The 20,694-nt window shown below is 72.1% G+C and carries 16 protein-coding genes; 9 read left to right on the forward strand and 7 right to left on the reverse strand.

Annotation, left to right across the window (positions count from 1 at the left end; genetic code table 11):
* From MOTC310_RS30050 to MOTC310_RS30065, 4 genes are all read right to left on the reverse strand, one after another.
* Positions 1–1,227, reverse strand: coding sequence for a glycosyltransferase (locus tag MOTC310_RS30050; protein WP_331304401.1), 1,227 nt, complete (start codon positions 1,225–1,227; stop codon positions 1–3).
* The gene (locus tag MOTC310_RS30055) at positions 1,224–3,419 is read right to left on the reverse strand and encodes a GumC family protein (RefSeq protein WP_331304402.1); all 2,196 of its coding nucleotides are present in this window, start codon (positions 3,417–3,419) and stop codon (positions 1,224–1,226) included. The genes MOTC310_RS30050 and MOTC310_RS30055 overlap by 4 nt, the downstream gene beginning before the upstream one ends.
* Positions 3,420–3,430: 11 nt before the next feature.
* Positions 3,431–4,600 (reverse strand): glycosyltransferase, encoded by a 1,170-nt coding sequence (locus tag MOTC310_RS30060; RefSeq protein WP_331304403.1) that lies wholly within the window; start codon positions 4,598–4,600, stop codon positions 3,431–3,433.
* Positions 4,601–4,901: 301 nt separating this feature from the next.
* Complete coding sequence (locus tag MOTC310_RS30065; protein WP_331304404.1) at positions 4,902–5,990, reverse strand: acyltransferase family protein; 1,089 nt, start codon at positions 5,988–5,990, stop codon at positions 4,902–4,904.
* A gap of 390 nt (positions 5,991–6,380) precedes the next feature.
* On the opposite strand from MOTC310_RS30065, the gene MOTC310_RS30070 reads away from it, so the two are divergent.
* From MOTC310_RS30070 to MOTC310_RS30105, 8 genes are all read left to right on the forward strand, one after another.
* Positions 6,381–6,629: an acyl carrier protein gene (locus MOTC310_RS30070; RefSeq protein WP_331292504.1), complete on the forward strand. Its 249-nt coding sequence runs from the start codon at positions 6,381–6,383 to the stop codon at positions 6,627–6,629.
* Entirely contained in the window at positions 6,626–7,789 is a 1,164-nt protein-coding gene (locus MOTC310_RS30075) for an acyl-CoA dehydrogenase family protein (protein ID WP_331304406.1), read from the forward strand. The genes MOTC310_RS30070 and MOTC310_RS30075 overlap by 4 nt, the downstream gene beginning before the upstream one ends.
* A complete protein-coding gene (locus tag MOTC310_RS30080; RefSeq protein ID WP_331304407.1) occupies positions 7,789–8,745 on the forward strand; it encodes an amino acid--[acyl-carrier-protein] ligase in 957 nt (318 codons plus the stop codon). The genes MOTC310_RS30075 and MOTC310_RS30080 overlap by 1 nt, the downstream gene beginning before the upstream one ends.
* Positions 8,746–8,749: 4 nt before the next feature.
* On the forward strand, positions 8,750–9,721 hold the full coding sequence (locus tag MOTC310_RS30085) for a DUF1839 family protein (RefSeq protein WP_331304408.1): 972 nt from the start codon (positions 8,750–8,752) through the stop codon (positions 9,719–9,721).
* A gap of 7 nt (positions 9,722–9,728) precedes the next feature.
* On the forward strand, positions 9,729–12,164 hold the full coding sequence (locus MOTC310_RS30090; RefSeq protein WP_331304409.1) for a glycosyl hydrolase 2 galactose-binding domain-containing protein: 2,436 nt from the start codon (positions 9,729–9,731) through the stop codon (positions 12,162–12,164).
* On the forward strand, positions 12,154–13,935 hold the full coding sequence (locus MOTC310_RS30095; RefSeq protein WP_331304410.1) for an alpha/beta fold hydrolase: 1,782 nt from the start codon (positions 12,154–12,156) through the stop codon (positions 13,933–13,935). Before MOTC310_RS30090 ends, MOTC310_RS30095 begins: the two co-directional genes overlap by 11 nt.
* A complete protein-coding gene (locus MOTC310_RS30100) occupies positions 13,932–15,215 on the forward strand; it encodes a hypothetical protein (RefSeq protein ID WP_331304411.1) in 1,284 nt (427 codons plus the stop codon). Before MOTC310_RS30095 ends, MOTC310_RS30100 begins: the two co-directional genes overlap by 4 nt.
* A 65-nt stretch (positions 15,216–15,280) precedes the next feature.
* On the forward strand, positions 15,281–16,105 hold the full coding sequence (locus tag MOTC310_RS30105) for an alpha/beta hydrolase (protein WP_331304412.1): 825 nt from the start codon (positions 15,281–15,283) through the stop codon (positions 16,103–16,105).
* Between the two features lie 74 nt (positions 16,106–16,179).
* Here MOTC310_RS30105 and cydB read toward each other — a convergent pair whose 3' ends face one another.
* Together cydB and MOTC310_RS30115 are read right to left on the reverse strand one after the other, a co-directional pair.
* Positions 16,180–17,193, reverse strand: coding sequence for a cytochrome d ubiquinol oxidase subunit II (gene cydB / locus MOTC310_RS30110; RefSeq protein WP_331304413.1), 1,014 nt, complete (start codon positions 17,191–17,193; stop codon positions 16,180–16,182).
* A gap of 5 nt (positions 17,194–17,198) precedes the next feature.
* Entirely contained in the window at positions 17,199–18,641 is a 1,443-nt protein-coding gene (locus MOTC310_RS30115; protein ID WP_331304414.1) for a cytochrome ubiquinol oxidase subunit I, read from the reverse strand.
* Positions 18,642–18,827: 186 nt separating this feature from the next.
* Here MOTC310_RS30115 and MOTC310_RS30120 point away from each other — a divergent pair, with 186 nt between their 5' ends.
* The gene (locus tag MOTC310_RS30120) at positions 18,828–19,640 is read left to right on the forward strand and encodes a universal stress protein (RefSeq protein ID WP_331304415.1); all 813 of its coding nucleotides are present in this window, start codon (positions 18,828–18,830) and stop codon (positions 19,638–19,640) included.
* Between the two features lie 71 nt (positions 19,641–19,711).
* On the opposite strand, the gene MOTC310_RS30125 is transcribed toward MOTC310_RS30120, so the two are convergent.
* Positions 19,712–20,668: a substrate-binding domain-containing protein gene (locus tag MOTC310_RS30125; protein WP_331304416.1), complete on the reverse strand. Its 957-nt coding sequence runs from the start codon at positions 20,666–20,668 to the stop codon at positions 19,712–19,714.
* Positions 20,669–20,694: the final 26 nt, after the last annotated feature.

Raw genomic sequence — 20,694 nt, forward strand, 5'->3', positions numbered from 1 at the left:
TCAGGCCCGGCCGGCGACCTGGAGGATGATGTCGGCGAGATCGCGCTGCATGCGGTCCGCGCCGTAGCGGGACAGCGCTCGTTCCCGGGCGAGCGCGGTGCGGGCCGTGAAGGCGTCGGGATCGGCGAACAGCGCCGACAGGGCCGCCGCGAGACGGTCCGGCCGCCGCGGCGGCACCAGGGTTCCGGCCGCGCCGCCGTCGAGGATCTCGGCGGACGCGCCGGCGTCGGTGGCGATCACCGGCACGCCGACCAGCATCGCCTCGACCAGGGTGCGGCCGAAGGGTTCGGGATCGACCGAGGGATGCACGACGGCGTCGACCGCCTGCATCAGCCGGGGGACGTCGTCGCGCTGGCCGAGGAACAGCACCCGGTCCGACAGCCCAAGCCGCGCCGCGAGGTCGCGCAGATGCGTCGCGTAGGCATCCTCGCCGAAGAGGGGTGCCCCCACCACGACGCAGCGGAGGCCGGGCAGGGTCGCGAGCGCCTCGATCAGGACGTCCTGCCCCTTCCACGGGGCGAGACGGCTGAAGACGCCCACGAGGGGGCCGTCCGGCAGGCCGAGCTCCGCGCGGAGGGCCGCCGCGGGGCGAGGCGCCGGATCGACGTCGAGGCCGTTCGGCACGACGCGGATCAGAGACGGGCGCCCACCTGCCAGAACGAACGCCCGCGCGGCGGCCTCGGAGGGCACGATCACCCGGGCGGCACAGAGATTGGCGAGACGGACCTGCAGAACGCGCTGCGCCCGGCCGAAATGCGCGCCGTCGAGGATGTCGTGCAGGTGCCAGATCAGGGGGCGCCCCACGGCGCGGGCCGCCAGGGACGAGAGCAGGAAGGCCTTCTGCGAGTTGGCGTAGACCACGTCGCAGGACCGGGCCGCCTGGGCGATCTCCAGCGCCAGGGCGCCGAGCTGGCCCAGGACCGGCAGCGCGCTCAGCGGGGAGACGTCGCGCCGGAGGGCCGCCAGCGCGGACCGGCGGCGCGCGAGGCGGATCTCCAGGCCCTGACCGCGCAGCGTCTCGGTCAGCGCACCGTCCTCGAACAGAAAGGCGGCCGAGCCCGCCCACGGTCGGACGGCGTCGCGGAGCACCAGCTCGGCGCCCGACATGGTGCCGGTATGGCTCAAGAACAGGACCCGCGGCCGCGCGGCGACGGCCGACCGCGCGGCCTGCCCCCGGTCCAGGGGGCCGCGCTCCGCGAGCGCCTGGGTGGTAAGGACCTCGGTCATCGGGCGCTCGCGGCCGTGCGGGAATCGGGCAGCGGCATCACGTCGTAGGTCGACTGGCTGCCCGGCCGGACCATCGTCATGGCGATCCCGAGCACGTGTCCGCCGGCGCGGCGCAGGTTCGCCACGGTCTCGACGGTGTCGGAGAGCTGCGAGCGGCCGTAGCGGGCGCAGCAGAGCACGCCGTCGACGTGGCGGGCGAGCATGGGCGCGTCCATCAGGAGGCTGGTCGGCGGCGTGTCGAGAAGGACGAGGTCGTAGCGGCGGCTCCATTTGAGGAAGTCCGCCATCCGATCGCCCATCAGGAGCTCGGTCGAGTCGGCGGTGGGAGTCCCGGCCGGAATGACGTCGAAGCGTCCGGCCTGGACCACGGCCTCGGCCGGGGCGATCTCGCCGCGGAGCACGCCGCCGAGGCCGGGGCCGCGGCCGAGTCCGAGGGAGGCCTCGAAATTCGGTCGGCGCAGGTCGCACTCGACCACGAGGACCCGCCGGCCGCTGGCGGCGCCGATTCCGGCGAGCGCGAAGGCCGTGAACGACTTGCCCTCCCGCGGCTTCGCCGAGGTCACCAGGATGACGCGGGACTTGCCGGCGCCCGCCAGGACGAGATGGGCGTGCAGGTTGCGCAGGACGTTCTGCATCACCGGATCGACCCGCGCCCGCGCCAGGGCCTCCGCGAGGTCGAGCTCGCGCTGGCGCTCGGAGAAGCGGCCGACCAGACCGGCCGGCTCCAGGCTCGGCAACTGCGCGAAGACCGGCGCGCCGGTGCCCTCCATGAGCTGTGCCGAGGTTCGCACGCGCCGGTCGGTGTAGTCGCGCAGCAGCGCGGCGGCGGCGGCGAGGACACCCGCCAGCACGATGCCGCCCGCCAGGAACGGCACGGCCTTGGGCGAGAACGGCTCCTGCGGCAGCTCGGCGAGGCTGACCAGCCGCGTGCTGCCGGTGAGGATCCGCCGCTCGGTCTCCAGCTCGCCCGCGCGCTTCACCAGGTCGGCGTAGCGGGTGCGCTTGATCTCGGCGTTGCGCACCATGCCCTCGATCGACGACTCGTCGTCCATGGCGGCGGCAGCCTCCGTCTTCGCCGTCTCGAGCTGGGCGCGCAGCGACTTGGCCAGGGCGTTCGAGGCCTCGTAGGACTTGCGCAGGCCCTTCGCGACGTTCCCGATCTCCTGCTCGATCCGCGCGCGCAGGCTCGCCTGCTCGGTCTCGAGCGCCCGGATGACCGGATGGTTGGCGCCCAGGAGGGTGCTCTGGTTGGCGAGCTGCGCGCTGACGCCGCTGAGCTGCTGCTTCAGCGACACGACGGTCGGGCTCGCGAGGACCGCGGGGGCGCTGTCGGCGCCGCGGGCGCCCCTGTTCTCGATCTCGCTCAGGCGCGCGGCGGCGTCCGCCTTGGCGGTCTCGGCGGCCGCGAGCTGCTGGCTGATGCTCGTCAGCCGCTCCGCGCTGATCGGGGCCGTCGAGCCCTTCAGCAGGCCCTTGCGGCGCCGGAAGGTCTGGATCCGGGTCTCGTCCGCGCGGATCGAGGCGTCCAGCTGACTGATCTCGGTGTGCAGCCAGTCGGCCGCCGCCTTGCGGCTGGACGCCTGCGTCTCGCGCTGATCGTCCAGGAAGGCGTTGATCAGACCGTTGGCCATCGTCTGCGCCGTCTCGGGCAGCGGCGACTTGTAGCCGATGGTGATGATGCGCGAGCGGCCGGAGCTCAGGACCGTGTAGCGCTTCTGCAGGTACTCGATGAGCGCGTTGCGGTCGGTCGTGAGCTTCGTGCAGGCGGCGTCCTTCTTCTCGCTGATCCGGTCGGGATGCCCGCCTGTGGCCGCGTAGCGGCACTCGGCGAGGACCGCGGCGACGAGGCTGTCGTCGATCGCGAGGCGCAGGAGCCGGGGCGAGCGGATGACGAGGATCTGGCTCTCGATGTCGGCCGGGTCGCCGATCTTCTGGATCCAGGCCATCGAGGCGTTGTTGGCACCCGGCTCGGCCTCGGCAACGATCACCGAGCCGCTCGCCACGTATTGCGGCTGGATCATCAGCAGGGCGGTGACGGCGAGGCCGAGGATCGCGGCGAATACCGTCGCGAACAGGTAGCGCCGGTGCCAGATCCGGGAGAGGGCGGCGGCGAGCGGACCGCCGCGCGCCGGCTCCTGGGGGAGGGCGCGGACCGGCGTGCGTTCGGCCAGATCGACGGTCAGGAAGGACATGCGACCCGTCCTCAACCGACGGCTTCGAGGCGCGGCAGCATCCGCGGGCGCGTCTCGCAGGCGGCCCGGTGCACGGCCATCTGCTCGTCAACGAAGTGCGAGAACCGGCTGCGGAACAGCTCGGCCGAGAACATCTCGGCCTGCGCCCAGCAGGCCTCGCGGGTGAAGTGGCTCTCCTGCAGCAGGAAGCGCTGGACGCACTCGGCGACCGCCTCGGGCTCGGGCGTGTCGAAGAACATGCCGGTGCGCTGCGGGCCGCGGGTCTGGACCGTCTCGCGGGCGCCGCCGCGGCCCAGCGCGAGGACCGGCGTGCCCTCCGACGTGGCCTCGACCACGATGATCCCGAAATCCTCCTCGGCCGCGAAGATGAAGGCCCGGGCGGTCGCCATGAGGTGGCGCAGTTCCGCATCCGGGACGAAGCCCGAGAACGACACGTTGGGCCCCGCGATCTCGCGGAGCCGCGCGGCATCGGGCCCGGTGCCCGCCACCACGAGTTCGAGATCGGGAAGCAGCGCGAAGGCGCGGATCACCGCCTCGACGTTCTTGTACGGCACGAGCCGGCTGGCCACGAGGAAGTGGTTGCCGCGCGGCCCCTCGTAGCGCTGGCTCGGCAGCGTGATCGGCGGGTGTATGACCTCGGCGGTTCGGCCGTAGACCTTGTGGATGCGGCGGGCGACGAAGGCCGAGTTGGCCACGATCGCGTTCGGGCCGGCCGCCGTGCGGAAATCCCAGACGCGCATCCGGTGCAGGATCAGCCGGGCGAGCACGCTCTTCATGCCCGCGTCGCAGCCGCTCTCCCGCAGGTAGGTGTGCTGCATGTCCCAGGCGTAGCGCATGGGCGAGTGGATGTAGGAGACGTGGAGCTGGTCGGGGCCGGTGAGGACGCCCTTCGCCACCGCGTAGCTGCTCGAGATGACGAGATCGTAGGCCGACAGGTCGAACTGCTCAATCGCGAGCGGCATCAGGGGCAGGTAGTTGCGGTGCCGCGTCCGCGCGAACGGCAGGCGCTGGATGAAACTCGTATGCGCCTGGGTGTAGCCCAGCCGCGCCCGGTCCGCCTCGGGCAGGAAGTCGAAGAGCGCGAAGACGTCCGCGTCCGGATAGATCCGCAGCAGCTGCTCGAGGACACGCTCGGCGCCACCGACGATGTACAACCAGTCGTGAACAATGGCGACACGCATCACAGCTTCCTCGTCGGTGCGCCGGACGCTGGAACATGCATTCCGTCCTGCCGGACCCGCCGGCGACAGCGAGCATAGGCACACACCGGAGAGTAATAGAGACATCATCTCTAAAAAAGGGGTCACCAAGGCGGAAACAGTCGAAGATAGGGCATGAGTAGGCCCTGAATGACGTGTGTAAACTTAATTTTTGCAAGGAATTAACGTTAAGGACAGGAAGGCCGCTCGGCGTCGACCGGGGGAGACGCCCGCTCGCGCGCTTCAGTACGGGGGCGCGAGCGCGGCCGCGTATCCGGCCCTGCTACGAGGCGACCGGAGCGGGCAGGGGGGCTGGCGCGGGCCGCCGGTCGAGCCGGCGGCGCAGGGCTGCGATAACCGGCGTCTCGACATACCGGAACAGCAGATCACCGGCGACGACCGCGGCCGGGAAGGCGAGCGCGAAGATCAGGGCGGCGCGCCCGATCCCGGGCGCGACGACGACCGCGGCGATCTTGGCGGCGCTGTGCAGCAGCAGGTTGTGGACCAGGTAGAAGGAGTAGCTGGCATTGCCCTGCGACAGCAGCCAGCGCGTCTTCAGGGCGATGCCGGCCCGCTCCAGCAGCAGCATAGCGCCCACGATCAGGACGGCCGCGGTCCCCCAGACCAGCGGGCGGGCGAACCCGGACAGTTCGGGGCTGACGCCGAGCGCGTCGGCCACGATCTGGCCGCCGACGATGAGCGCCAGGGCCGCCGCGAACGCCGCGCCGGCGACGCGCCGGACCGGGAAGCCCGCGGGCGGCGGCGCGAGCCGCGAGTAGGCGTATCCCAGCCCGATGCCGGCCGCGAATTCGATGAGGATCGGCTTCGTGTAGTACGCCCAGTAGAGGCCAGATGCCGGCAGCAATCCGAGCAGGATCAGCACCAGGAAGATCGCGGCCGCGCCGAGCGCCCGGAAGGCGGGTCTCGGCACCAGCAGCAGTCCGGCGAAGACCAGGTAGAAGAACATCTCGTAGTTGAGCGTCCAGCCGACGGAATTCAGCGGCTCGATGTAGCCGCCGCGGGAGAACGGCAGGAAGAGCAGCGACTGGACGACGTAGTCCGGCCGGATCTCCACGATCCCGATGGGCTTCAATCCGGTCGAAGCGATCAGCGCCAAGCCCAACGTGACGAGCCAGTAGACCGGGACGACGCGCGAGGCGCGACGGAGCAGGAACTCCCCCGGACTCTCACGGCGCCCACTCGTACTCACGAACATGATGAAGCCGGAGAGCACGAAGAACATGTCGACGCCGCTCGCTCCGAAGGCGAGCAGATCCGGCCGCGGCAGTACCGGTGCGATGTAGAGGCCGAAATGCGTGAGGAAGACGAGGTACGACGCGACGGCACGCAGGATTTGGAGGTTGTAGATCATCGCGCGCCGGCCGATCGCTGGGCCCGCCCGGAGCGGACGAAGCCGCGCCTTTATGGCCGACAGGACCCCGCCGCGTCACCGTGAGTTCCGAATCGTCCTAAATGACGTCGGGTTCGGAATTCATATCGCGCAGAGCATTTACACGCTTGAGTTGCTAAATCCGAGAATTCTCTGGACACACCATCACGAAATCAAGAGCTGGAAAGTGATCGTAAAGGTGGTGCCGCGGAATGTGGGCCACCGGCCGCTTGCGGCGCCTGCTCGCACGGTGTGCACCCCTGTAGCGCTGAGCAAGGGCAGCAATTTACTATTAATCAATAGATAATTTGACGGCAAGCCGATCCGTTCAATAGCGTCGCGATAACTGGAATGAGGAGTTCCGCCTTGAACATCGCTCAAGATATCCGTGAGATTCTCGGCACGAACGAAGCCTTCGCCGGGAAAGCCGACCAGCTCTCCGAGGATGACAGCCTGTTCGATCTCGGCCTGGATTCGTTCGGCTCGGTGCAGTTGATGCTGGGCCTCGAGGAGCGCTTCAACATCGAGTTTCCGGACGAGCTCCTGAATCGCAAGTCGTTCTCGTCGATCCGCGCGATCCGCGAGGCGGTCTCCACCCTGATCCAGCAGGAAGCCGCATGAGCACGCTCGCCGCGCGCGCTGAGCGGGCCGCGGCGGTGGCGGCGCGCCACGCCGACGCCGTCGACCGCGAGGGCCGCTTCCCCGCGGAGGCCGTGGCCGCGATGAAGGCCGAGCAGCTGCTCGGCCTGCAGATCCCGGGGCAGTTCGGCGGCGAGGGGGCCGGGCTGGTGCAGATCGCGGAGCTGTGCAGCACGCTCGGGCAGGCCTGCAGCGCGGCCGCGATGGTGTTCGCGATGCACCACATCAAGGTGTCCAGCCTCGTGACGCACGGGCTCGACAGCCCGTGGCACGGCCGCCTGATGGAGCGTATCGCGCGCGAGCAGCTGCTGGTCGCCTCCTCGACCACCGAGGCCGGCATCGGCGGCGACCTGCGCAACAGCCTCTGCGCCGTCGAGACCACCGGCGAGGTCTTCGCCCTCGGCAAGGACGCGTCGGTGATCTCCTACGGCGCGCACGCCGACCTGATCCTCGCCACGGCCCGGCGCCACCCGGACGCGGCGACGTCCGATCAGGTCCTCGTCGCGCTGATGGCCGACCAGATCTCCCTCGTGCGCACCGGGGACTGGGACACCCTCGGGATGCGCGGGACCTGCAGCGACGGCTTCCGCCTGGAGGCTCGCGACGTCCCGGTCGAGCAGATCCTGCCGAAGCCCTTCGCGGAGATCGCCGCCCAGTCGATGCTGGCCTCCTCGCACCTGCTGTGGAGCAGCGTCTGGTACGGGATCGCGACCTACGCGCTCGATCGCGCCCGCGCTTTCGTGCAGGCCGAGGCGCGGCGCCGGCCCGGTCAGGTCCCGCCGACCGCGACGCGCCTGGCCGAGGTCTCCAACGCGCACCAGGCCATGCGCGGCACCATCGTGTCGGCCCTGCGCCGCTTCGAGGACGCCCACGGGGACGCCGACACGATCGGCTCCGTGGGCTTCTGCGTGATGCTGAACAACTTGAAGATCACCGTCTCCGACATGGCGGTCGACATCGTGCGGCGGGCGCTCGCGATCGTCGGTCTCGCCGGCTACCGGAACGACACGCCGTTCAGCCTGGGACGCCCGCTGCGCGACGTCCTCTCCGCGCCGCTGATGATCGGCAACGACCGCATCCTCGCCAACACCGCCAAGCTCCTGCTCGTGCAGAAGGGCAGCGGCCAGCTCATGAGCGCGTGATGGAATCGATCTCCTCTCCCTCCGGCGACGTCCTGCTCGACGACGAGCCGGCCGGCGGCCCGACCTTCCTCGACCGGCTGTTCGATCACGGCCTGCTGGTGCGGACCGGCGTCGACGGCCTCTACGGTCGCAGCGGCGCCTTCGAGAGCGTCGTCGACGCCCTCGACCGGATGATCACGCGCCTCGGGGCCGCCGAGGGTGCCGAGGTGCTGCGCTTCCCGCCGGCCATGAGCCGCCCGGCCTTCGAGCGCAGCGGCTACCTGAAGGGTTTCCCGAACCTCGCCGGCACCGTCCACAGCTTCTGCGGCGACGCGCGCGGGCACGCCGAGATCCTCGCCTGCCTCGAGGCGGGGACCGACTGGACCGGCCAGCAGGAGGCCACCGACGTCGTGCTGACGCCCGCGGCCTGCTACCCGGTCTATCCGGTCGCCGCCGCGCGCGGCACGCTGCCCGCCGAGGGGCGGCTGTTCGACCTGCAATCCTACTGCTTCCGGCGCGAGCCCTCGCTGGAGCCGACCCGGATGCAGCTCTTCCGGATGCGCGAGTACGTGCGCATGGGCAGCCCCGAGCAGGTTCTGGCCTTCCGCGAATCCTGGCTGGAGCGCGGCACGGCCATGATGCGCGACCTGGGTCTTCCGGTCGCGATCGACGCCGCCAACGACCCGTTCTTCGGACGCGCCGGCCGGATGCTCGCCAACAATCAGCGGGCGCAAGGCCTCAAGTTCGAGCTGAACGTCCCGGTCAACAGCCTCGACAAGCCGACGGCCTGCCTCAGCTTCAACTATCACCAGGACCATTTCGGCAGCACCTGGGAGCTGCGTCAGGCGGACGGCGCCGTCGCCCACACGGCCTGCGTCGGCTTCGGCCTGGAGCGGATCACCCTCGCGCTCCTGCGCCATCACGGGCTCGATCTCGCCGCCTGGCCGGAGGCCGTGCGCGCCGAGCTATGGGGCTGAGGCGGTGAGTGCCGCCCTGCGCCTGCCGGACGGGCTCGGAGCCGCGGGACCCTACGTCCCGCACCCGCTCCACGATTCCGGCCGCGACTGGCCGGAGACGAACTGCTACGTCGACCTCTGGATCGAGCTCCTGCACGGTCGCGGACTCGTCCCGGAGGCGTTGCTGGGATTCACCCTGCGGCAGGATTTCGAGGGCGACCAGTTCACCTTCTTCAAGCCGCCGACCGGCGAGATCGAGCGCCTCTACGGTCTGGAGGTGCTGGAACTCGCGGTCTATGACGGCCTCGAGAACCACGCCGTGATCCAGGCCTCGGCCGGCCGCCCGGTCCTGGTCGAGGTCGACGCGATCCACCTCCCCGACACCCAGGGGACCACCTACGGCCGCGAGCACGGCAAGACAACGATCGGCATCCTGGCCATCGATCCTGCCGCCCGGGAGCTCGATTACCTGCACAATGCGGGTCGCTTCCGGCTCTCGGGTGAAGATTACGCCGGGATTTTCGGGCCAGCGACGCTGCCGCCCTACGCCGAGTTCGTGAAGCCTGTCGCCCCGCCGCTCAGCACGGCGGAGCTGCCGACGGTCGCGCGCGAGCTGCTGGTCCGGCATCGCGCCCGGGCCCCCCGTCGCAACCCGGTCCTGGCGTTCCGCGACGCCCTCGCGGCGACGGCCGGGGATCTGGTCGTCCGGCCGCTCAGCGTGTTCCACGCCTACGCGTTCAACACGACCCGCCAGCTCGGCGCCAACTTCGAGATGCTCGCCAGCCATCTCGCGTGGCTCGAAGCCCGGGAGGCCGGCGGATTCGCGGCCGCCGCCGCGGCCGCCACGGATCTGAGCCGCGAGGCGAAGGCCTTCCAGTTCCAGCTGGCCCGCGCCTTTCACCGGCGCTCGGCCGAGGGCTTGGCGCCGCGCCTCGACCGTCTCGCGACGACCTACGACCGCGTCTTCGCGGATCTTGACCGCGCGCTGGACCGCTGAGGGGGCGATGACCCGCATCCGCAGCGTCGACGACCGGGCGCCGGAGGTTCAGTTCGCGCCCTGGCGGCTCGCCGCGACCCCTCCGGGCGCCTGCGCGGGCCCCGGCGACCTCGACGAAATCACCGACTGGATCCCGGCAAATGTTCCCGGCACGGCCGCCGCGGCCCTGCAGGCGGCCGGGCGCTGGAACGCCGCGGTGCCGGAGCCGATCCACGACCGCGATATCTGGTACCGCACCCGCATCGCCGGTTCCGGCCCGGCCCGGCTGCGCTTCGGCGGGCTCGCCACCCTGGCCGAGGTCTGGCTCGACGGCGTCCCGGTGCTCTGTTCCCGCTCGATGTTCGAGGAGCACGCCGTAGATGTGGATCTCGGCGGCACCTCCGATCTCGCGCTCTGCTTCCGCGCGCTCCGGGCGGAACTCGGCCGTCCGGCGAAACGCGGGCGCTGGCGGCCGCGGATGATCACGCCCGGGTCGCTGCGCCACACGCGCACGAGCGTCCTCGGGTTCATGCCGGGCTGGTGCCCCGAGATCGACCTCGTCGGTCCCTACCGTCCGCTGACCGTCGAGCCGGTCCGCCCCCGCGCGAGCGCCGCGGACGTGCGTCCGACCCTCGACGGCGACATCGGCCGCCTGGCCGTGCGCCTGCGGGTCGACGGGCCGGTCGGCAGCGTCCTGCTCCGGTGCGGCGGCGGCGAAGCTCCGCTCGCCGAGGTCGAGCCGGGCCTGTTCGCGGGCGCGCTGACGCTGCCCGGCATCGCGCCCTGGTGGCCGCACACCCACGGCGCGCCGAACCTCCACCCGGTGGAGGTCCGCGTGGACGGTGCCCGGGTCGACCTGGGCCGCGTCGGCTTCCGAACCCTGTCGCTGACGCGACCGTTCGAGGAGGGCCTCTCGCTGGCCGTCAACGGCGTACCTGTCTTCTGCCGGGGCGCCGTCTGGACCCCGCCCGACCTCGTCGGGCTGGGCTCGGACGGCACCGAGACGCTGCTCCGGCTGGCGCGCGAGGCCGGCATGAACATGCTGCGCGTCCCGGGGACGACGCTCTATCCGGCCCCCGACTTCTACGATCTCTGCGACGAGCTCGGCATCCTGGTCTGGCAGGACCTGATGCTCGCCAACTTCGACTATCCGCACGAAGACCCGACTTTCGCGGCCGAACTCGACCGCGAGCTGACCGAATTTCTCGACTGGACGCAGACCGCGCCGTCGCTCTGCGTGCTCTGCGGCGGCAGCGAGGTCTGGCAGCAGGCGGCGATGCTCGGCGCGCCGCGCGCCGTCTGGGCCGGCGCCTTCTGCGCGGAGACGCTGCCGGAGCGCGTGGCGGCGCAGCGCCCGGATCTCGTCGTCGTGCCGAACTCGCCCTCCGGCGGCGACCTGCCGTTCTCGCCGCGCGGGGGCTGCACCCACTATTTCGGCGTCGGCGCCTATTGCCGCCCCCTGGAGGATGCCCGCCGGGCCGAGGTCGGCTTCGCCAGCGAGTGCCTCGCCTTCGCCAACCCGCCCGAACCCGGTACGCCGGGCCCGACCGGACCGGCCGACCCGCTCTGGCCGGCCGGCATCCCGCAGGACCGGGGCGCCGACTGGGATTTCGAGACGGTGCGCGACCACTACGTCGGCGCGCTCTACGGCGTCGATCCGGCCGCGCTGCGCGCCGAGGACCCGGACCGCTACCTCGAGCTCGGCCGCGCCGCGGTGGCCGAGGTCATGGAGGCGACCTTCGCCGAGTGGCGCCGGCCGCGCTCGCCGACGGCCGGCGGCCTCGTCCTGATGCTGCGCGACCTCGCGCCCGGCGCCGGCTGGGGCGTGATCGACTGGACGCACCGCCCGAAATCGGCCTGGTACGCGCTGAAGCGCGCCTTCCGCCCGGTCCAGGTCCTCCTCACCGACGAGGGCCTCGATGGGCTCCACGTCCACGTCCTCAACGAGACGGCGTCGGTTCGGGCGCTGACGCTGTCGCTGACCTTCTGCGACGGCGCGGGCCGCGTCGCGGCGCGCGCCGAGCGCGATCTCGTGGCCGGCCCGCGGGCGGCGCTCACGCTCACCTCCGCGGCCCTGCTCGGGCGCTTCTTCGACGCCACCGACAGCTACCGGTTCGGCCCCCGGATCCACGATCTCGCGCACGCGCGCCTGACCGACGCCGACGGGTGCGTGGTCGCCGAGAGCTTCCACTTCCCCGGCGCGCGGCCGGTCGATCGATCCGCCATCGGCCTCCGGGCCGAGCCGGTCGCGACCGGTGAGGGGCCGGGTCTGCGGGTCAGCACCGAGCGCTTCGCCCGCGGCGTCCAGGTGCTGGCCCCGGGGGCGCGGCCGGCCGACAGCGGCTTCCACCTCGCGCCGGGGTCGAGCCGGATCATCACCTTCGCGGAGGCCGCCCGGCTCCCGCGCGGGCGCGTGCGGGCGATCAACAGCGGCGAGATCGTGGAATTCGGTCATGACGGTTGAGGTCGGGTCCGAGGCCGCGGTGCCGGTGACGTTCGAGGGGCTGTTCGGGTGGTTTCATCCGGCGGCCGGGACGCGGGGCGTCGTCCTCTGCGGAGCCTACGGCTTCGAGCAGATGGCCGCGCATCGGCCCTGGCGCGCCCTGGCCGAGGGCCTCGCCGCGGCGGGCTGCCCGACGCTGCGCTTCGACTATCCGGGCGAGGGCGACTCGGCCGATCCCGGTGAGGCGCGGGTGGATGACTGCGTCGCGGCAGTCCGTCGGGCCATCGGATACCTGCGCGCGACCGCCGGCGTCACGGAGATCGCCGTCGTCGGCCTGCGTCTCGGCGCCACCTTCGCGGCACTGGCCGGCCAGGACGAGGCCGTCGCCCGCCTCGTCCTGCTGGCGCCGGTCACGACCGGGCGCGCGTACCTGCGCGAGATGCGGCTGCGGGCACAGACGATCGGCCGCCTGCCGGACGGGTCGGCCCCGGCGCAGGACCCGGACAGCCTCACCGTCGGCGGCTTCCGGATGGAGGCGGCCTTCCTCGCCGACCTCGCCGACCTGAACCTCGCGCGGCTGGGGCGGGCGCCGGCCGGCCACGCGCTGCTCCTCGCAGCCGAGACCAAGGCGCTGGCCGCCCGCCTCGGCGCCCTCGGTTGCGACGTGGCGACGGGCGGTTTCCCGGGTCTCGCGGCGCTCGTCGCCGACCCGATCTTCTCCGACGTCCCGACGGCGGACTTCGCCCGCGTGATCGGCTTCGCGACCGACGGCATGCCGGCCGCCAGGCCGCGATCCGGCGGCCTCGTCGCCGCTGACGCGCACCCGAGCGGCCTGACCGGTCCGGGCTGGGCGGAGGAGCCGGTCCGCTTCGGACGCGGCCTGCTCGGCATCCGGTGCCGCCCGCGCCGGGTGGAGGGAGCGGCGCCGACGATCCTGTTCGTTTCGACCGGAATGAGCGTGCATTCCGGCTGGGGGCGCCAGACCACGGATCTGGCCCGGCGCCTCGCCGCGAAGGGGATCGCGTCGGTCCGGTTCGACCTGCGGGGCATCGGCGACAGCGACGACCGGCCGGACGGCCGCAAGCCCCTCTTCGCCGCGGACGGTTTCGCCGACGTCGCGGCGGCAATCGACCTGATCGCCGGCGCGGGCGGCCCGATCCTGCTGGTGGGCGGGTGCAGCGGCGCCTACGCGGCCTTTCACGCCCTCTGCCGGGACCGCCGGGTCGACGGGGCCCTCCTGCTCAACCTCTACTGTTTCGACTGGGATCCGGACCAGGACCTCGATCAGGTCATCCGGCAGACCTTCGGAAGCGCATCGACCTACGCGGCCCTGCTCAAGCGGGGAGCGACGTGGCGCCGGCTGATCCGCGGCGAGATCCGGATCGCCGCGATCGCCGCCGTCCTCGCCCGGCGCGGAATCGAGGCCGCGACTCGCCGGATCCGCCGGGCTCTTCGCCCCGGGCCGCTCGGCGGCTCACCCGCCCGGCGGGTCGCCGCGCTGCGTCGCCGGGGCGCCGAGATCCGCCTGCTCTACAGCGCCGGCGATCCCGGGCTCGCGGCCGTCCGTCGCCATCTCGGACGCTCGCCCGGGACAGCGGACCGGCGCCTCGGCGCGCCCGTGACGGTGGTGCCGGGCGTGGACCACAATTTCGGATCCCGCGAGGCCCAGGCCCGCGTCGCCGAGGCGCTGCAGGATCTCCTCCGGTCCGTCCGCCGCGCGCACGCGACGCGCGTCGCCGCTGGGGAGGCCGCCGCGCCCCGAGCCAGTCTCACCCTGGCGGGCCGGACGTGACCCGGCTCACGCGCCGCTCGGCCCTCGCCATGGCGGCGGGCGCCCTCGCGGCCGGTCGTGCCGCCGCGGCCCAGCCGCTGCACCGCTGCGAGGCGCTGATCGACTCGATCGGCGTCAACGTGCATCTCGGCCACCGCGGCAGCCCCTACGTCGACCGCTTCGCCGCCTGCGCCGAGGCCCTCGACGCACTCGGAATCCGCCACCTGCGCGACGACATCGTGCTCACCGGCGACGAGCCGGCCGGGCAGTTCGAGCGGATCGCGGATCTGGCTGACCGGGGCTACCGTTTCAGCCTGATCTTCTACGACGGGCTCACGCCGGGGCCGCGTGTGCCGCCGGAGCGCTTCGCCGAGATCGCCGCCTGGGCCGGCGACGGGCTCCTCGTGGCCGAGGGCGGGAACGAGCCGCCGGTGGCGGCGCGGCCGGGCCTCGCGCGGCTCTCGGCCGATCATCAGGCGGCCCTGTTCCGCGCGGTCCGGGCGGATGCCCGGGCCGGGGTCGTCCGCGTGGCCGGGCCGAGCTACATCCAGGGCAACGTCGCGGCGGCCCAGAACCTCGCGGCTTTCGTCGACCTCGCGAATATCCACGCCTATCCGGGGGCCGAGCATCCGGAGACCGAGGGTGCGGGCAGCCTCGCGCGCTTCGTCGCGGCCGCGCGCCCGGTCTTCGGCGACGCGCCGGTGATCGCGACCGAGAACGGGTACCACACGGCGCTCGCCACCGGCAGCGCGCACCTGCCGATCTCGCCGGGCCTCCGCGCCCGGTACCTCCCGCGGATGCTCCTCTGGAGCTACCTGCAAGGGGTGCGGCGGACCTACCTGTACGAGTTGATCTCCAGCTTCGACCGCGGTGACGCGGACCCCGAGAGCCGTTTCGGCCTTCTCGCGCACGATGGTCGCCCGACTCCCGCCTTCGCGGCGGTGCGCAATCTCATCCGGCTCTTCGGCGCCCCCGCCGGGGAGAGCGCCGCCGTTCCGGCCGACCGCGACGTCGCGCTGGCCGGGCCCGTTCCCGATCTCGTCACCGCGCGGTTCGCGCGGCTGGACGGGGCGACGCTCGTTCCGCTCTGGCTCGCCATCGACGGCTGGGACCGGCGGAGCCGCGCGCTTCGCCCGGACGTACCGGCGCGGACCGCCGAGTTCCGCCTGTCGCGGCAGCCCCGGCGGGTGCGCCTCCACCGCTTCGACGACGACGGCGCCGTGAGCGCGGTGGATCTCCCCGCGGACAGGCGAGTGCCGCTCCCGGTCACGGATCGCCTCTGCGTCGTCGAGCTGACGTAGTTCGACTTCCGACACGGCCCGTTCCAGGACGCGCCAGATCTCCGCCCCTCGCCGAGGCCGATCCCGTGCTGAGCTACCTGGGTGACAAGATCGTCGGCCTGACCCTCGCGGTCCTGAACGCGCTCGCGCCGCTCGAAGTTCACGTCGACAAGGGCGTCCCATACGCCGACGGGAACGCGCACCGGGCCGATATCTACCGGCCGGCCGCGGGCAAGCCGCATCCGGTCGCGGTGTTCCTGTACGGCGGCGGGTGGCGGACCGGGTCCAAGGACGAGGTCGCCTATGTGGGCGCCGCCTTCGCGCGGCGCGGTGTCGTCGCGGTCATCCCCGAGTACCGCCACGTCCCGGCGGCGACCCTGCCGGACATCCTCGCAGACAACGCCGCCGCCGTTGCCTGGACCATCGCGCACGCGGCCGAGTACGGCGGCGATCCCGCGCGCGTCACTGTCGTGGGGCATTCCTCCGGTGCCTGGGCCGCCGCGATGCTGGGTCTCGACGCGACTTGGCTGGAGCAGGCCGGCTCCAGTCCCGCCAAGCTCGCCGGGATCGTCGGGCTGGCCGGGCCCTACGCGACGTCGGCGCTGACCGATCCGCTGGATCGCCAGGTGTTTGTCGGCAGCGACGCGGCCCTGCAGCCGATCAACCAGGCCACGGGTTCCCATCCGCCGATGCTGCTGGCCACCGGCGCGGCGGATCTCGACGTCAATCCCGCCGGAACCCTGGCGCTCGACCGTGCGCTGCGGGGCTTCGACGGCAGGGAGACCATGAAGGTCTATCCTGGTCTCGGCCACGGACAGATCGTCCAGGCGATGAGCTTCCCGTTTAGTCTCCGGTACTCCGTCGCGGACGACGTCGCACGGTTTATCAAGGGTGCCCGTACCGGGCCTTGAGGCGAAGCGCGAGAGGGCAGGGACCGGCGCAGCGTGCGCCGATCCTACAACGGGCACCCCGACGGGCCGCGGCCTCAGTGATAGCCCGGCGCGCCCGCCGCGACCTTGCCGCGGAACAGCCAGTAGACGTAGCCCGTGTAAGCCAGGACCATGGGGACCAGCACCACAGCGCCGGCCAGAAGGAAGGCCTGGCTGCTCGGGTGGGTCGCCGCGTCCCAGATCGAGATCGCCGGCGGCACGATCATCGGCCACAGGCTGATGCCGAGCCCGATATACGACATCAGGAACAGGCCCAGGGCGCAGAGGAACGGCGTCACCTCGGCCCGCCGATCGAGCGCGACGAAGAAGCGCCACGCCAGCAGCGCGACCAGGGCCGGCACCGGCGCGGCCAGGGCGAGGTTCGGCCAGGACAGCCAGCGCGCCCGGAAGGCCTCGCTCAGGATCGGCATCGCGGCCGAGACGACGACGATGGCGATCAGCGTGACGAGACCGAGCCGGCGCGCGATCCGGTAGGCCCGGAGCTGGAGTTCGCCCTCCGTCTTCCAGATCAGCCAGCAGGCGCCGAGCAGGCCGTAGCCGGCCACCAGCGCGGCTCCGGTCAGCACCGAGAACGGCGTCAGCCAGTCCCACCAGCCGCCCGCGTAGGCGCGGCCCTCGACCCGGATGCCCTGGACCAGGGCGCCGAGGCAGATGCCCTGGCAGAAGGTCGCCACGTAGCTGCCCCACGAGAAGGACCGGTCCCAGGCGCGCTGGCTGCCGGGCGAGGCCGCGCGGAACCGCATCTCGAAGGCGACGCCGCGGAAGACCAGCGCCAGGAGCATCAAGATCAGCGGCATGTAGAGCGCCGGCAGGATCGTCGCGTAGGCCAGCGGGAAGACCGCGAACAGCCCGCCGCCGCCGAGGATCAGCCAGGTCTCGTTGCCGTCCCAGACGGGCGCGACGGTGTTGACCATGACGTCCCGGTCCGCCTTGCCGCGGACCGCCGGGAACAGGATGCCGACTCCGAGATCGAAGCCGTCCATCACCACGTAGAGGAAGACCGCCGTGGCGATGAGGAGCGCCCAGATGAGCGTGAGATCGAGGGACATCGGGGCTACTCCGCGGGCTGCGCGAGGGGACGGCCGGCATCCTGCGCGCCGGCGACAAGGGCGGGGGCGGGCGTGATGCCGGCGGTGCGGATCGGCTGTCCGGGCGTCGGGCCGGGCTCGTGGGCGTGCGGAGCCTCGTTGAACAGGTGGAGAAGGTACCAGATGCCGGCGCCGAACACCGCGAGGTAGACGGCCGCGAAGGCCGCGAGCGAGGCGGCGACGGCGGGGGCCGCCACCGGCGAGACGCTGTCCACGGTCCGCAGCGCGCCGTAGACGGTGAAGGGCTGACGGCCCGCCTCGGTCACCGTCCAGCCGGCCGTGACGGCGATCAGGCCGGACGGTCCCATGCCGACGGCGAAGCGGTGGAGCCAGGGCGTGTCGTAGAGCCGACCCTGACGGCGCAGCCACAGCGCGGCGAGACCGAGGGCGATCATCAGCAGGCCGAGGCCGACCATGATCCGGAACGACCAGAAGACCAGCGGGAGGTTGGTCGGCCAGAGATCGCGCGGCATGTCGTTGAGCCCGCGGACCTCGCCGTCGAGATCGTGGGTCAGGTAGAGGCTGGCGAGGCCGGGGATGCCGATCCGGTCCCGCACCGCGCCCGCCTCGGCGTCCGGCCAGCCGAACAGGATCGCGGGCGCGCGGCGCTCCGTCACGAAGTGCCCCTCCATGGCGGCGACCTTGGCCGGCTGGTGTTCGTAGGAATTGCCGCCGTGCAGGTCGCCGATCACCAGCTGGGCCGGGGCCACCGCGGCGGCCATCCACATCGCCATCGAGAACATCAGCCGGGCGCGGGGATTGCCCCGGTCGCGCAGCAGGTGCCACGCGCCCACCGCGCCGACGATCATCGCGGTGGTGAGGTAGGCGCCGGTGACCGTGTGGGCGAAGCGATAGGGGAAGGACGGGTTGAAGACGATCGCCCACCAGTCGGCCGGGTTGAACCGGCCGTCCGGTCCGAGGACGTGGCCGGTGGGCGTCTGCATCCAGGAATTGGCCGACAGGATCCAGAACGCGGAGGTCAGGGTGCCGATGGCGACGAGGCAGGTCGCCAGGAAGTGCAGCCCCTTCCCGACCCGTTCCAGGCCGAACAGCATGACCCCGAGGAAACCCGCCTCCAGGAAGAAGGCCGTGAGCACCTCGTAGCCGAGCAGCGGTCCGAGAACCGGCGCCGTCCGGTCGGCGAAGACCGACCAGTTCGTGCCGAACTGGTAGCTCATGACCAGGCCGGACACGACGCCCATCGCGAAGGCGACCGCGAAGATGCGGAGCCAGTAGCGGTAGGTGTCCAGATAGACGGCCTTCCCGGTCCGCAGCCAGAAGCCTTCGAGCACGGCGAGGTAGCTCGCGAGCCCGATGGTGAAGGCCGGGAACAGGAAGTGCCAGACGACGGTGAGCGCGAATTGGGCTCGCGCGAGATTGACTGCACTCGGCAGTTCGAGGGCGGACATCGCGGTCTCCAAGGGGACGAATGCGGCAGCTCTGCCGTGGCCCGGCCGGCCGCGCGTTGATTCAGCTCAAGGCCGACGCCGCGAATCCGGCGGCGTTGGCCCGATTGCGCTGGATCAAGGCCGTCAGCCGCGCGTCCGGCGACAGTGGCGCGGAGGGGCCCGGTGACGGCTCGCGAGGAGACCGCCATGTCCTACGCCAACATCCTGGTGTCCGTGGATTTCGCCGAGGCTGCGCCCGACCGCGTTCGGCTGGCGGCCGCGTTGGCGCGCCGCTTCGACGCGACGCTCACCGGCGCCGCCGCCGCCGAAGTGCCGGCGCCGCTCCTCGCCCACGACATCCGCGACGCGCAGGCCCAGTACGAGCGCTCGAAGGTGAAGATCCTGCAGGACGTCGAGCGCGCGGAGGCCGTGTTCGCCCGCTGCGCCGGCGTGGCACCGCGAACCGCCTGGCTGGGCGGCACGGACCGATCCTTCGTCCATCTCGTGGAGAAGGGCCGCGCCGCCGACCTCCTCGTGGTCGGCGGTGCCGGCGAGACGGAGATCGATCCCGGTCCGTTCGGCGTCGCGGTGGGGCCCGTCCTGATGGAGGCGGGGCGACCCATCCTCGTGGTCCCGCAGGCCCATGCCGGGGAACCGGGCCGCCGGATCGTCGTGGCCTGGAAGGACACGCCGGAGGCCCGACGGGCGGTGTCCGGCGCCCTGTCGTTCCTGCGATCCGCCGACCACGTCCTCGTCGTGACGACCGGGCGGGGCGCGCGCCTCGAGGGAGCCGAGGAGGTCGCTGCTCATCTCAGGCTCCACGGCGCCTCGGTCACGACTCACCTGCTGACCACGACGGTGGGCGACGGGGAGGAGATCCTGCGGTTCGCCCGCGAGGAGCATGCCGACCTGATCGTCATGGGCGCTTACGGCCACTCGCGCCTGCGCGAATGGGCCTTCGGGGGCGCCACCCGCCATATCCTGCAGGCGAGCAATTTGTGCTGCCTGATGGCGCATTGACGGACCGGTCCGGCACTGCGAACGCCTGAAGCGGCGACGGCGCGACCGACGCGCGCCCGGCCGGTGCGCGCCTAGCGGGCGAAGTGGGTGGTCGACACCCGGTCCGTGATGAGTTCGGACGGCACCCAGTCGTATTGAGGAACCGGCTCGCGCCGGATCAGCGCCAGGGCGTCGTCGATCGCGCGCTGGCTCTGAGTGCCCGCATCCTGGTAGACCGTCACGGCGAGGCGCTTGTCCTGCATCGCCTCCATGCCGTCCGCGGTGGCATCCACGCCGCCGATGAGGATCCGGCCCGCCGAGATCCCGGCAGCGTCGACGGCCTCGGCGGCGCCGATCGCCATCTCGTCGTCGCCTGCGGCGATCGCGTCGATGGCGAGACCCTTGGAGAGCCACCCGGCGACGGCGGCCCGTGCCGCCGCGCGGTTCCGATCCGTCGCCGTCTCCGCGACCAGCCGGAGGCCCGGGCTCTCCGCCAGCACCTCCATCGCTCCCCTGCAGCGGAGTGCCGAGCCTGAATCGGAGGCGCGGCCCGCGATGATCGCCACCCGCCCGGACCCGCCCAGCATCTGAGCAAGCTTGCGCATCTGCAGCCGCCCCGCGACGACGTCGTTCGGCACGACGTGGGCCACGCGTCCCGCAAACAAATCCGCGCGCGGGCCGCGCTCGAGGACGATCAGCGGAACGTCCGCCTCCTGGGCCAGCCGGATGATCCCGTCGTGGGCAGACTGGTCGACCGGCATCACCACGAGGGCGTCGATCTTCTCAGCAATGAATCGCCCCGCCTCAGCGATCTGCACCTCGCCCGCACCCTCGGGCGCGTAGGCGAAGTGAACCGCCACGCCGCGCGCGCGCGCCTGCTCGGCGAGGCCATCGTGCAGGCGCCGGCTTACTCCCGTGGGCGGCATCATCAAAAGGGCGATGGTGGTGGCCGAGGCCGGCATCACCCAGACCGTGAGGGCGAGGATGAGCGCTGCCCGCCAACACGACCGGCAGGTGAAGGCGCCACACGTCCGGCTCGTCCAGTTCATGACGCCGACCCCGTTCCGGCCACCGC

This window comes from Methylobacterium oryzae (genome assembly GCF_036441375.1).
Classification (GTDB): Bacteria; Pseudomonadota; Alphaproteobacteria; order Rhizobiales; family Beijerinckiaceae; genus Methylobacterium; species Methylobacterium oryzae_A.